A 13,216-nucleotide genomic window follows, 5' to 3' on the forward strand; every position below is an offset into this window, starting at 1 on the left:
AACCCTACATGCTAACGCCTCTGACCTGTTAGTGTCCTACAAGTCGGAATGGCTCCGACGCCGGTACGACCCGTTTCCTCGCGTTCAGCGACGACCCGCACGACGTTAGTCTCGAACCCCGGATGCACGAGAGCCGGACGCCCGATGCACAAGTCCTGGCTCGGGGGGTGGCTACGCTGCGGAAGCTGTATGGGACGGTCGCGCAGGTGCTCGACGCGACCTGGGCAGCCCGGGAAGCGACGGGCCCCTGATGGTGGTTCTTGGTCGGGGTCCATCGTTACGGACCCCCTTCCAGCTGATACGTTGATCGTTCCGGTCATCCGCGCTCCTCTCAACGAGAGCGCGGATGACGCACGGCCGGTTTCTGACTCTCCCGCATCGAAGAGCGGGCCGCGCGGTTTGTGGTTCGTTGTTGCGCGTGATAATTCGCCGTAGGTTGCGCAAAAAAGTGAGGTGGGTGCCGCTCTGGAAGGATTGCAAATTGCAGAACATGAAATGGAAAACAGAGACTGCTGTGGGCGTAAGGCGCTTGCCTGCCGAACGCGTGGTAGACGGGATCTTGGTTGACCCGAAGAACCCACCGGTGGACGGGAGCCACGCCGACCGTAGCATCGAAGAGCTACTGGCTTGGTGGCGACTGCCCTTCATCGTAAGCCGCAACAAGGAATACGAGGTTCGCGTCCTTTATGACGGCGCGCATGACCGCACCACCTTCCTCGGCCGGTATGACACGGTTGAAGCCGCAGCGGCGGCGGCCAAGGCTTTCTACGACGAGGCCCGCCTCGTCGCCATAGTCGAGTAGAGGGGAACCCAAGATGCGGAACAGCCAACCCTGCCAGTCCTCGACTATGACGGCCGCCTTGATGTAGTCGAGCAGCCAAGATTCCAGATTGTGAGGCGCCGGTGATCTCGAGCAGGCCACGCCGATCCGGGCGAAGGAATAGATCACCAAGGTCCAGGAGGGCCCGGTTGCGCAACCCAATGAGGTATCTGAGCATCGGCGATCGGGGGCTTGTGGTGATTCCCCGACTTGCTGTTCTGAGAACACTATCGTGCTGCGCAGACTGTCGGATGACTGCCTGGGAAATGCTGCACTGTAGCACGAACGGCACGTATCGTGTCCGGATTGGGCCGGTCGCATTGAAGCGGGTCAAGCTGCGCATGCAAACTTCCAATTGCGCTCCGCGGTCAGTTTGGGCTCGAAGCGGTCCCCGGCAGACTGCAACATTTATTGCAAAGGGCTGGAGCTCAACACGGCGTGCTGCAATATCCACGGCGAAACCCACAAAGTATCAACTGCGACGGCAGCAGTGGTCGAGCTGAAACCTGCCATCCAGACAAACGTTCGAGCTCGGCCCCCACAAGGCGCTTGCTATGCAATTTGTGTCCATGCCCCTCGGCGGCCGCAGAGGATGCAAAGATGTGTCCGCCTGGCAAGTATCGGCATACGCCTTCCAAGGAAGGTGGCTGACAGCAACTGACGGAATCATGCAGGCAGCTGCGTCGATCCGGCCCCTCCATGCGAGGGCCAGATCGACACATCCTGCCGGAAACAGGAAAACGGAAAAAGGAGGGTAGCTTGACCCGGCCCTGAGCCGGACCACGAACGGGAGAAGACCATGTTCGACAACACTCAGGCCGTTTGCGACACGGCTGGCGACGCCCCACCGACCGCCGCCGCCTCTCCGATCCACAAGTTCGCGGCCGAGAACGCCGACGGGCTCGTTGGCGCAGCGGCGCTGCTCGGTGGCCGCCGCGGCAAGCAACTGGCACATACGCTCATAGAGCGTCTTGCCGTCGATCGGCAGATCTCCGCATCGACACATCGGGCGCTGGAAGCATTACGGGCGCTCCTCGCGCTCGAGAATGTGCACGACGAAAACCGCGAGGAAGCGGGAAATTTCGCGATGATCGATCCGGCTGATCCGGTCGTCGAGACGATATGCCTTCTGACCGACAGCTATACCGAGGCACTCGTCCGATCCGGACTGCGCATCACCGCATAGCCACAGAAAAACACGAGGCGCTCCGCGAAGAGCGCCCTTGGCCGTCGGTTTCTCCACCCGATGGCCCTTGACGACGCCAGCAACACGAACACGCGGCAGGTGCCGCGGGGCTTGCGTCAAGGAGACCGAAATGCTTATTCCAAGTGTGAACATCCGTGCGAATGGCGCGCCGTGGCAGAAACGGCTCGCGGTCGGCGACGTGGTGTGTTGCTTGTTCCCCCTGCCGAGTGCCAACCTCCGCGTGACCCCGGCACCGCGGCCATGCCTCATCCTGGAGGTCTGCAAGGTCGTCGGTCGGCAGTACGCCGTTCTCGCGCTCGGCTGCGCGGCACGTTCGTTTCTGCCTCACGTTGCTGAGCTTCAGGTCACTTCGCCTGAAGAAATTCGCCTCGCCGGGCTGGCCCAACCGACGCGCTTCCTGCTTTTGCAGCGGGTCACTGTGCCGCTCAATGACAGCGCATTTCTGATCCACCCAAACACCGCAACCCCCATCATGGGACGCCTGTCGGATGCCGCGCGCGAGCGGTTGCGCGAGTTGCAAGTGCGACTTCACAGCCCGCAGGAAGGATTGCCGAAGACTCCGAGCGCGCTACGCCGGCGGCACTCGACCCGAAGGGAGGTTGCACGCCCGTTCATCGTTGAAAGACGAAAACGCAAGCGGTTGGCGCGAAAGCCGAGGGCATCGGCATGAGCATGTCTGGCGCAGGATTCGATGAACTCGCCAAGGCGATTAACGAGGTGCTCGGCCTCGCGCGATCCGTGCGAGAACAAGTTCTCGACGTAGTAATTCCGGCCCTGCCGCCCGCGCGGCGCACGTTCGCCGAATGGCTCGCGCGGGAACTGGAGCGGGACGGCATTATCGTAGAGTCGCGGCTCAACGACCTCGACGCGTTCATCGATGTACTCGAGCGGGCGATTTCCGCGGGAACGCATGTCGGCTGGGAAGCCGACGAGCATCACGTCCAGGGTGGCTACACGGTCGTTCACTGCGATGAGCAGGCGCGCGCGCTTTTGCCTGTTGTGGTGGACCTGCGAAAGCTCGGACAAGCGATCGCACGCGTACTCGATACGGCACGAGCACAATCGCTTGCCGGCACGATGACGAACGACTGAAAACCGGTGGCGCCCCGCGTCGGCGCCACCCCTTGAGGGCCAGTGGCCCGAGCTGTCGGCTGGATCAACGGCAGCAGGCGCGGCGGCGAAATCCTTCTGCTGCATAGGGCCGCCGCGCCCAACCAGCTTTTCCAGCCGGCGGCGCCATTCCCGACGTGAACGCGACGGCTTGCAAAGCCAAGTCCAGTACATTATGACCACGAATTTGTCGCCGGGGCGCACGAGCGGCTGACGGATCAAGGTTGCGGTCGCCACCGCGCGCCTTTCACTTGAAAGCAACGCTTTCTCAAGAGTGTACCGCCCTCGGATGGAGGCGGGTACAGAAATCGAACCGGTCTACACGGATTTGCAATCCGCGGAGATTTTTGGAAACACTCATTAATTTTGTAAACCGGCCGGCGCGATGCGCACTTAGGATCAATAACTTACGCATTCGCTGTAAACCAATGAAACGGTCGTCCCATCCGTACTACCGGCAGATCTTCAGCTATAGGGGTAAACCGGAAGCCGACACGCTCTTCCTCGATCATGCACCTCAATGGCTACCCAGGATCACACCGTCAACGGCGCTGGAATTCCGCGCTCGTGGCACTTTATGTGATCACTTCAGCGAATGAACGAGATAGCCACCTTGGCGGCGCGAAAGCTACGACACACCTGGCAATGAGCTTGCTCGGGTGGTCTCGGACCGTCCGACGATCATGTCCACTCCCTACTACCAGATCTCTTCGGCAGACTGACCAGAGCGACACCTCTTGCCGCGGCGAATAAGTTCTAAGGACCGCTTGCAGCGGATCAGGAGGCCGTCAGGCCGCCAATCCATCTTCAATGGCCTTCAGTCCTCCGTCGCGCGAGTCCCTCCCACGGCGGCATCGGGCGCAACGGGGCGCGACGGTATCACCCGGCCTGCCGGGGCCACAGGGCCCGGCTCGGGCGCTACGTTGTCGTTGGCGAACGGCGTGAGTGTTGAAAACGCCTGGCCGATATCATTCATGCGGTTGAGATTCATGTCATGAAGGTCGCGGATCATGACGGCATAGGAACTCGACTGGCGCCGCGGACTGTGGCTCTCCGCATCCCAGCCTGCCGAGCAGCGGATCGTCGAGGCGTTGCTGGCGATCAGGACCGCGTTCTCGACTCTCGCCCCGGAGGGCGTCGGGTTGAAGGGCCCCCATCTCTCGCGACGCAGATGCACCGGGTCGCCGGTATTGCGCCCCTGGCCGTCGAGCGCATACAGCACCACCTCGGCACCGAAGTAGGGGCGCCCGTCCCCGACGACGCATTCGGTGCAGGGCTCGCGGATGGTGGGCTCCATCGAGGCGCCGAACTGCGCAATGATCCTCAGCGCACCGGGGGCGATCGGGCAGCGATCGGGGGCGGTAATATTCAGGCTGTATGGCACCATCCAGATCGGGTTGGTGAGGCACATGGACATCTCCACACCTTCGCCGCGCATGCCGCGCAGCAACACGGCCGCAGGATCGTTGACCCGCCTCGGCGTCAGGAAACCGTCATCCATCGTCACCATTGCGCGTCCCTCGATCCCGGCAGGCAGGGCGCGCTCTCCGCGTGAACCAGGCGTTCGAAGGATGAGCTCCAGCGCCATGTCGCTGTTGTCCTGTTGTGAATACAAGTAGGGATTGCGTCCCTTCCAGCGGGTTTGAATCGCGACCTGGTGTTCGTCGCCAATGAAGTGTCGCGGGATCAGGGCCGTGCGGCCGCCATCAAACCGACCGGCGCCGCCGATGGCGCCATCGGCGTTCTCGAACTGGCAGGTCGCATCGTGCCATGCGCTGGCGTCGATCGTGGAGTCGAAGCGACAATTGGCATCGAGGTGAAAGATGCAGATCGGGCCGTCGGTCATCACCGAGTTGCCCGACGCGAAGGCCTCGGCCCCTTGCGTGCCCGCCGCGTCGGAGTGGAACTCCCCTTCGGCACCGACAACGAACGGCGCCGCGTCATCCTCCGTCACGGCATCCCCCGGTCGGATCTGGCGATCCTCCACCAGGGTATAGGTCCGAACCCTGCCGAAAGCGTTGGAATCCATGGAGACGATCGGCACACCCTCTCTCCCGATCAGGTCGAGCACCGTCCTGCCCGCCACCTCGAAATTCTCCAGGACCTCCGGGATCACCGAAGCGGGAATGCCGGTGGCGAAGTTGAAATCCCCATGGGCGTCGGTCCCGGCGACCATGAATATCTTGCGGGAGAAGCGGAATCCCCGCCGGTCGTCGAAGGAAAAACGCAGTCCCGCCGCCACATGGTCGAGGTATTCGGCGTAGCCGCCCTCGATGCCGGTCAGCCAGTTCCGATCAGGATCGATCGGGGAGACGCGACTGACGAATCGACCCGCGCCCACGGGACTGAACGGATTGAGGCTGTCGAGCATGTGCGTCGAGAGGCGCTCATCGGTCGCGAATTCCTCCTTGCCGTTCCAGACCTGGATTCCCTTGAACACGAACCCATGGCCATCTGCCGTCACCTGCGCGCCATCCGATCGTGTGGCGCCGAACATGCTGTATCCGAGCGCGATGTCGAAATATTCCCGCGGCCAGCCGAACCTGTTCTGAAACGGGTGGGCGGCGAAGCTGAAGCCGTTCGTTGAGCCGATCGTCGACAGCGCCGCCGCCATGTCCCATGGATTGCTGACGCCTTCAGGGACCTCGGCGAGGGCCCTCAGCAGGATGAGGGCCAGTGCATCCAGGCCGGGAATGTTCGAATAGGGCTTCAGCTCCGGCTTCACGGCCTCGTCGAGCCGCAGGCCCCCGCCATGCCAGGGCCCATCCAGATGCGGCCCGCCAAAGGCCAGCATGTGGCTGCCATAGTCGGCGACCCCGGAGGCAATGAGCCGGCCGGTGCCGCTGAGGGTCAGTTCCTCGCCGGCGAGGTCGCCGAAGGTCTCGCGGTGCCAGTGAAACTCCTCCTCGTGCCCATCAAGTCCCCGGGTGGGGCCGAACCGCGGCGCCCCTCCGCGATCGAATAGCCTCCCGGAATAGAAGACGTTGTGATCTGTAACGGCAAGTCTGTTGCGAAATGATGCCCAGTCGCCGCGTTCGATCCCGCGACCCAGCATGCCGATCGCGTAAGCCGATTCGACCATCATCACGAGCGGCCCGCCGAAGGCCTTTAGGGCCGTGTCGATGTCGAGAATGTTGCCTCTGGTCTGCTCCGCGATCGTGTGGAAGTGACCGTCGAAATACTGATCCATGGGATGGAAGAACGGCAGGCCGGCGTCCGGATCGACCACGACGCGCAGCACGCGGGTGATGATCTTGCCGTCGGCAAGCTCGATCCGGCCCTGGAGATGGTGCACCCCCGGCTCCCCCACGCGTCCTGCCTGACCGAGGCAGGCGGTCGGGATCTGGGCGATATAGTGCCAGTGCGAGGCGACCTCGCCCGCCTGCATCGGCTGCCTGACGCGGCCCTGGTCATCGATCAGCCGGATATCATGGCGCTCGCCGCGGCCGGTGCAGCTGAGACGATCCTCGCCCGAGAGACTGTCGGCGAAGATCTCCCCGGTCGCGACGTCGCGCACGAGATCGAACATCGAGAGCGACAATCGCTCGATCGTCACGCCCCTGACGTCCGGCGCAAAGAACAGGACCGGCACGTAATCGCGAATGGTGCGCCAGGGTGCATCGACGATGAAATCCGAACCGGCGCCATCGACATAGGCGTGAGCGCCGCCCCCGCTCATGCATAGAAGGGCTGCCAGGCAGGCAGGGCGGATGCCGTACGAATTTTTCATGGGGTTCCCCCGCATCGTGTCTCGGCGTGCGGATGCACCGAGATCACTCTGACTTGCCCATGATATCACAGCAGCGCCGATGCTCCTAAGCGAAAGATCTTGGGGGTATCCGAAGTCAGCTCACTCGAGCGCCTCATCAAAACAACGAAATCGGATCATAAGCGGCGCCCGTGGAGCGTGACTCGCGTCAAGCGCGGCCGATGAAGTCATAGAATACTGGAAATTCTGGAGGGGTGCTGCCCTGATGGGAGGTGATCAACCCACCTTCGCCGGTTGCCGCATCCATGCGCACCCGCGAGTCTCTGAGCGCCGCATCGATTCGGGAAGATTGCGCTTGCCACTGTCAGATGAGTTCGGAGCCCTGATCAAGGAGCGGCGATGTCTTGACTATCCCTCTCAACGATTGCGCACAGTCACTCCTACGGAACCCAGAGCGACTAACGATCCTAAGTGCTCGATCGGTGCCCGCGACGCGCAAGATCGATGACTATGATCTTGACCCCATCGACGGCTGGCCAGTTACGAGCAATCGAATGCCAGTATTCTTGTAGGGCATCTTCGAGACCGTCGAGATCGATCAGACGACCGCCGATTTGCCACCTACGTTCGGGTGCGCGCCCTTGCCAGATGAGCAGCATGACACCGCGGCCACCGCCTTCATCGCGAAGGTAGTCGCCGGCGAGTTGGTTTCGGAGCCGCTCGCAGAGCTCCGGTCCCGTCCAACGATTGTCGAGAAGCTTCAGCTCTATTGGAACCGATATAAGGCCCGGTCTTTGGACCCAGATGTCGGGTCGCTGCGCGTTCGGCATCTCGTTCTCTTGTGCGCAGCTGTATCGACCGTTTGAAAGACCACGTAGATGGCCAGCGATGAGGTTTCTCATCTCCGTTTCGGCTTCCACCCGCTGCCATGTCTGGTACGGACTGTCGTCACCGTCCTCCAACCACGACCGGATATCGATCAGCCGTTGGATGGCGATCAAAAAGAGCTGGGCGTTCGTTGCAGGTGTCATCGACTGATCGGCGTAGAACTCGCGCAACTGTGCATCCGACCAGTCCTCGATGTCGCCGTCGTTCTCGGCACGTTCGCACGCCACGCGGAGCATCCAAGCACGAGAGGATGCACTCGGATGACCTTCGGCCAACTCTCTTAGGGCGACGTAAGTCTCCTTCCCAGGGATGTCGCAAAGCATTTTGAACAAACTGTCACGCGCATCTTGGGCGTCGTCGCGCAGGCCTGGCGAGTAAACGCCGCCCGCAGCCCGGTTAATGTCCTCATTCACTCTGATGTGCTGGTGCATGAGCATATACAAGTGCTTCAGGTGAGCTGGTGTCCGAAAACTGTCGAATCCGGTCCTTAGGTTCTCCCTGTGGCGACTTCCGAGGAGTTCGGTGATGAAGTGCTGTGCTGCCGTCGATGCCTCTGCGGCGGGCAGGGAACCAAGCCAAGTTTCCAGACCGGGGAGTGCGTGGTCAACGTCGATGTCGACCCATAGCGCGAACCAGATCGACTGCTCGGCAATGGGAGCCTGTAACTCTATCTTCGCGCGCGCGAGGGCAGAAAGCCTATCGCCATCGGCTGTGCTCTTAGCAATAAGGATCGCCTGACGGAGCAGATCGGCGTTGCGTGCGGAGTTTGCTTCCAGCCAGCCAATGACCCAGTCCGCAATATGCGCGTGCAACCAAGGTGCGTGGTAGACGATGTCGTGGAGCATGTAAGATCGGCGGGCAACGTCAAGCTGCGTGAGGGCGGGCGGATCGTCTCAATGGCGGTGATAGTGGCCGTGGCGGTCAACACCGACGGGCGGCGCGAGATCCTCGGGATCACCGTCATGCCGTCCGAAGCCGAGACCTTCTGGGCCGACTTTCTCCGCTCGCTCACACGGCGTGGCCTGCGGGGCGTGCAACTGGTGATCAGCGATGCCCATGAGGGCCTGAAGGCCGCTTCGCGCAAGGTTCTGGGCGCAGGGTGGCAGCGCTGCCGCGTGCACTTCCAGCGCAACCTGCTCGCCCGCGTGGGCAAGACCAACAAGCCCGTGGTCAGCGCCGTGGTGAAGACCGTCTTCGCCGAGAAGGACCGCGACCAGGCCCATGCCCGCTGGCGTGAGGTCGCCGACAGCCTGCGCGACCGGTTCCGCGATGTTGCAGAGCTCATGGACGAGGCGGAGCATGACGTGCTGGCCTACATGGCCTTCGACGAGAGCCTGCGCTCGAAGCTACACAGCACCAACCCGCTGGAGCGCGTCAACAAGGAGATCAAGCGACGCACCAACGTCGTCGGGATATTCCCCAACCGCGAAGCCGTCATCCGGCTCGTCGGCGCGCTCATGCTGGAGCAGAACGATGAATGGGCCGTCTCGCGCCGATACATGCCGGTGGAAAAGCTGACCGCTATATGCAACGATACCGAAGCGGCGACGATGATCGCCGCACAGTGAACGAGCAACACCAGCTATGAAGAAGCAGGTGGACGCCAGTTCCTACACCACTTCATGGGACACTACCTGAAGAAGGCGCTAAGCGTCAGTGGGTTATCGGGGCTACCGCCTTTTCTGGTGGATAATCGGAAAAACATTTATTCTTAGCAATGATCGCTATTCAGAGTATCACGACTATGATGCGGTGAGGTCGGGGCGGCTGCTCGGGTTCATGATTGCGGATGGAAAGCTCATGGCCAACAATCTCGATATTGCAATGAACACTTTATCCTGAAAGGTCATTGATGCTGCGCATCCCAGAGCTGACGATAAACTGGCACATCCTTGAGGCATGCAACTACGACTGCTATTTTTGCTACGCGAAGTACGGTCAACGATCCAGATTCTCGCGGGATTACGCAGAGATTCTGCGCGAACTGAGTACACTCAAGGGTGCAAGGATCGACTTCCTGACCATTTCGGTGGTCGCTGACAGAATCCGTCTGAACTTTGCCGGTGGCGAGCCGTTTCTTGAAAAGGATCTCGGCTCTGCCATTTCCCTCGCGTTTGAGATGGGACTGTGTCCCTCCTTCATCAGCAACGGGGCTCTTCTGACCGATGACTTCATCAGGGCCTTCGGCCCGAAGATCTCAGTGGCGGGGTTCAGCATCGACAGTTTCGACGCCGGCCGAAACCGGAATATAGGTAGGCAGGACAACAGGGGGCGGCAGGTCACTTTCGACCGGTTCGCCCAGATCTTTGCCCTGTTCAGAGAAGTGTCGCCCGGCACGATGCTGAAGATCAACACCGTCGTCTGCCGGGAAAACGTTGATGAAGACCTGTCGGCCGGGCTTCGGGAACTGCGGCCGGATAGGTGGAAGGCCTTGCGCGTCATCCCAATCCACGGCGCGGAGCAGCGAGGAATAGGGGATGATGAGTTCGCGGCGTTTCTGGCGCGCCATCGTGATGCTCCCGGTCGCATCGTACCCGAAGACAACATCGACATGCACCGTTCCTATCTCATGCTGAATCCCGAAGGGTGCTTTTACCAACGCGACGGGAATGGCTATCTGTCGAGCGCGCCTGTTGTTCAGGTGGGGGCCGCAGGCGCTCTCAGGGGGGTTGAGTTTGATGCCGAGACCTATGCGAGCAGGTACTGACATCCCCTCTATGGTGTGCGGCAACGGCTGCCACGCAGTCGCGCCTATAGGCTTTTTTCGTCGAAAGCGGTCCCGCTGCGCTGGCACCCGCGAACGGCAATGCCCCTTTCCCATAGAGTGAGCCCGCGCGGACGACGCCGCAACGGGTCACTCAAGAACCCCAGGATCGGTCGTGAATTGAGTTTCATGTCCTGCGATTTTTTTCACCCTTTTAATAGGTATGGCTGTGATCTTCGCCTCGTCCCCCGCGAGCTGTGCGACCTGCCTGCGAGAGGCGGTGACGAACTCGCGACGACTTTCGAATCTGCTGACGGCATTTGAGGGCATGCGTAGCGCCAGAAAAAGGGCGCCAGAAGGAACCCCCGAGAAATTTTCGCCGAGTCTTAACAAGCTCGACTGTGGGAGTTAGCAGACCCCTCCTTCATCCTTGCCCTTCCACCGGGCCCTTGCCGATGCATCAACCAGCCGCCGCTGCCGATCATCCAGGCGCCTCCAGGCGGAACGGAAGTCGTCATATTCCCGGGGGAGAAGATCCTGCCGCCCGAAGGCGAGTAAGACCGCAATCTTTTCACTGGTTGACAAGCACTTGACGCCGTCTTCGACCGTGAGTCGCCCCGCGAGAACGAGGCGGCATACCCGTTCGTCCGGCCTCTCGGGCATTGGGTTTGCCGGAGCGGTGCGCAAGACGCGAGTGCGCGAGACCAAGTCTTGGTGAGTAGCTTCATTCGCGGGTTCTTCGGTCATTGGAGTTTTCCTTGTTGGGTTCTGTGTGCAGCGGACTTGTCCCAAACAAGAAGTAGGTTCGACACGAAGAAGAAAAAAATGTGCCCCTGACCTGAAGCTACCTGGCCGCCAAGCGCTGGTTAGCCAGACACCGATTGGCTGCATGCAAATCCGAATAAGCGGCCGAAGTTCCGCGATAGAGTTTTGAGCTTTCATAAGATCGTTATGAGGTTCGGTATCTTTTAGAGGCGCCCCATAGTCGGCGTTGGCCCGGAATGGGGCGCGACGACGTCGCGCCGGCCTCAGAGCCGGCCAAGGTCAAGCTCGATCGAGACGGGGCAATGGTCCGAAGGAAAATCCTCCTCCGGCCCGGAGAAGGTCGTCTCGGCGAAGGAGCCGAGTCTTTTCGCCGTAATAGTCGCGTCGTCGAGGATCAGGAAATCGATGAACTCCGTGAACCGAGCGAAACACTGCGGGCGGATGCCAGCGCCGGCAATGTGTAGATCGTCGTATTCGTTGAGCAGGGTCCAGAATACGTCTCCCTCGACCTCCAATCGGCGGTTGATGTCACCGCCGAGAAGCGCGGGGCCATCTTGCTCATCCAGCCAGGCCCGCAGGACCGGCAACTGCGCGAAGACATCGCCGCAGGCTTGGCGCCCGACTCCTTCGAAGCAACCCGACCGGAGGTGGACATTCAGGATGTTAAGCGGCTGCTCGCCAGCGAGCCGTATCGTGACGCCATGGCGCAAGCGGCCCTGCCCGCCAATGTCGAGCGCGTCGAGATCGGGCAGGCGCTCATGCGCGATGCCGTCGCGCACCACCACTGCGGTCGCCTGCATCGCCAGACGCTCGCCCGGCATGTTTCGACATTCCGGGTAGGAGGCGCGAGGGCTGCGGGTTTCGACATGGAAAACGTGTTCATTAGGATCGAAGATACGGTGGAGCGCCGCCTCGCTCTCGACTTCTTGCAACAGCCAGATATCGGCGCCGACCTCCTCGATCACGTCACGCACGCGCTGGAATTCTCCCTCCGTTCTCGGTCGGCAGCCGCGCATCTCCTCGGCGACCAGATGCTCGATGTTCCAGCTGGCGATCCTGATCGTGTCGGCGCCTGCGAGGCCGGGCAGGCAGAGGGCGAATGCCAGAATGATCGTCCGCATCGTAAAATCTCCTGTTGCCAATCCTCGTGCTTAAATCGGAACGCCGTCGACGCGCCCGGAATCCGGACCATGCCCCGACCTTCCTGTCCGCGAGACTAAGGTAAACCACGCGGCAATGACCTGGGAAGCCTTGAATTGCCGCAGACGCACCTCCACCCGATCCAAGCCTGCCTGCCGCGCGGGTGCTGACGGACCTGGGTGACACCGCAACGGGGGGCGAGATCGTCAGGACACGCTCTCGGCTGTAGTGGCATCACCAGCTGTAGCTGTGCCCTCAGCTGACCGGCCATCACATTCTGACTTTCTGTCGCCCAATGAGCGGACGGGCATCGGCAGACGGTCCGGCGGCGCGGGCGCCGCGCCTTCGGGGCGATAGCCGGGGCGGTCACCGCGATCGCGGCGGCGGCCGCGGCCTTCTTCGCCTGGCGCGGCCTGAAAACCTGGCGCGAGGAAATGCTCGGGCGCCGGCGGGCGGAGCTGGCCGAGCGCCCTTGGCGGCCTGTCAGCCTTGCGGCTCGACCACCACGGGCAGCCCTGCCGTCTTCCATTCGGGCAGGCCGTCATTGAGCCGGCGCACAATGAAGCCGCGTTCGCGCAACTCGGCGACGGCCTCGAAGGAAAAGACGCAGTAAGGCCCGCGGCAATAAGCGACGATCTCCTGGCCGGGGTCCAGCTCGGAAATCCTGTGGCGATGGAACCACAGGCTGCCGGAGACAAAGGTGCGAACACAGAAATCCTCCTCCAGCAAGCCGGGAAAGACGACCACGACCATATGGTAGCCCATCCCCGTCGTCGAACAGATGCGGGGACTGTTGTGCATCGCAGTGGGGCGCCAGATGCGCCGCACGCCCGAATGGGGCCTCAGGTGGCCGTGAGGCCGGGATTGCAGTGC

9 protein-coding genes and 2 pseudogenes are annotated in these 13,216 nt (G+C 61.7%); 7 read left to right on the forward strand and 4 right to left on the reverse strand.

Going from position 1 to position 13,216, the window contains the following annotated elements:
* Positions 1 to 559: 559 nt before the first annotated feature.
* From IM708_RS15300 to IM708_RS15315, 4 genes are all read left to right on the forward strand, one after another.
* On the forward strand, positions 560 to 802 hold the full coding sequence (locus tag IM708_RS15300) for a hypothetical protein (protein WP_209427453.1): 243 nt from the start codon (positions 560 to 562) through the stop codon (positions 800 to 802).
* Between the two features lie 817 nt (positions 803 to 1,619).
* The gene (locus IM708_RS15305; protein WP_209427454.1) at positions 1,620 to 2,006 is read left to right on the forward strand and encodes a hypothetical protein; all 387 of its coding nucleotides are present in this window, start codon (positions 1,620 to 1,622) and stop codon (positions 2,004 to 2,006) included.
* 130 nt (positions 2,007 to 2,136) lie between these two features.
* Positions 2,137 to 2,697, forward strand: a complete 561-nt coding sequence (locus IM708_RS15310) for a hypothetical protein (protein WP_209427455.1) — start codon at positions 2,137 to 2,139, stop codon at positions 2,695 to 2,697.
* Positions 2,694 to 3,119 (forward strand): hypothetical protein, encoded by a 426-nt coding sequence (locus tag IM708_RS15315; protein WP_209427456.1) that lies wholly within the window; start codon positions 2,694 to 2,696, stop codon positions 3,117 to 3,119. The genes IM708_RS15310 and IM708_RS15315 overlap by 4 nt, the downstream gene beginning before the upstream one ends.
* An 835-nt stretch (positions 3,120 to 3,954) precedes the next feature.
* On the opposite strand, the gene IM708_RS15320 is transcribed toward IM708_RS15315, so the two are convergent.
* Both IM708_RS15320 and IM708_RS15325 read right to left on the reverse strand, forming a co-directional pair.
* Positions 3,955 to 6,867, reverse strand: a complete 2,913-nt coding sequence (locus IM708_RS15320; protein ID WP_209427457.1) for a hypothetical protein — start codon at positions 6,865 to 6,867, stop codon at positions 3,955 to 3,957.
* Between the two features lie 446 nt (positions 6,868 to 7,313).
* The gene (locus IM708_RS15325; RefSeq protein ID WP_209427458.1) at positions 7,314 to 8,579 is read right to left on the reverse strand and encodes a hypothetical protein; all 1,266 of its coding nucleotides are present in this window, start codon (positions 8,577 to 8,579) and stop codon (positions 7,314 to 7,316) included.
* A gap of 18 nt (positions 8,580 to 8,597) precedes the next feature.
* Between IM708_RS15325 and IM708_RS15330 the strand changes: the two are divergent.
* A pseudogene (locus IM708_RS15330) lies at positions 8,598 to 9,302 on the forward strand (IS256 family transposase); the annotation flags it as partial.
* A gap of 284 nt (positions 9,303 to 9,586) precedes the next feature.
* Positions 9,587 to 10,441 (forward strand): viperin family antiviral radical SAM protein, encoded by an 855-nt coding sequence (locus tag IM708_RS15335; protein WP_209427460.1) that lies wholly within the window; start codon positions 9,587 to 9,589, stop codon positions 10,439 to 10,441.
* 1,025 nt (positions 10,442 to 11,466) lie between these two features.
* Here IM708_RS15335 and IM708_RS15340 read toward each other — a convergent pair.
* Both IM708_RS15340 and IM708_RS15345 read right to left on the reverse strand, forming a co-directional pair.
* Entirely contained in the window at positions 11,467 to 12,324 is an 858-nt protein-coding gene (locus IM708_RS15340; protein ID WP_209427461.1) for an endonuclease/exonuclease/phosphatase family protein, read from the reverse strand.
* A gap of 502 nt (positions 12,325 to 12,826) precedes the next feature.
* Positions 12,827 to 13,096 carry a rhodanese-like domain-containing protein gene (locus IM708_RS15345; RefSeq protein WP_245243229.1) on the reverse strand — a complete coding sequence of 90 codons (270 nt, stop codon included), beginning with the start codon at positions 13,094 to 13,096 and terminating at the stop codon, positions 12,827 to 12,829.
* Here IM708_RS15345 and IM708_RS21330 point away from each other — a divergent pair.
* Positions 13,002 to 13,199 (forward strand): annotated as a pseudogene (locus tag IM708_RS21330) (IS1595 family transposase); the annotation flags it as partial. The gene IM708_RS15345 and the pseudogene IM708_RS21330 overlap by 95 nt on opposite strands.
* Positions 13,200 to 13,216 lie beyond the last annotated feature (17 nt).

This window comes from Pararhodobacter sp. SW119 (assembly GCF_017811755.1).
In the GTDB taxonomy this organism is placed as follows: domain Bacteria; phylum Pseudomonadota; class Alphaproteobacteria; order Rhodobacterales; family Rhodobacteraceae; genus Pararhodobacter.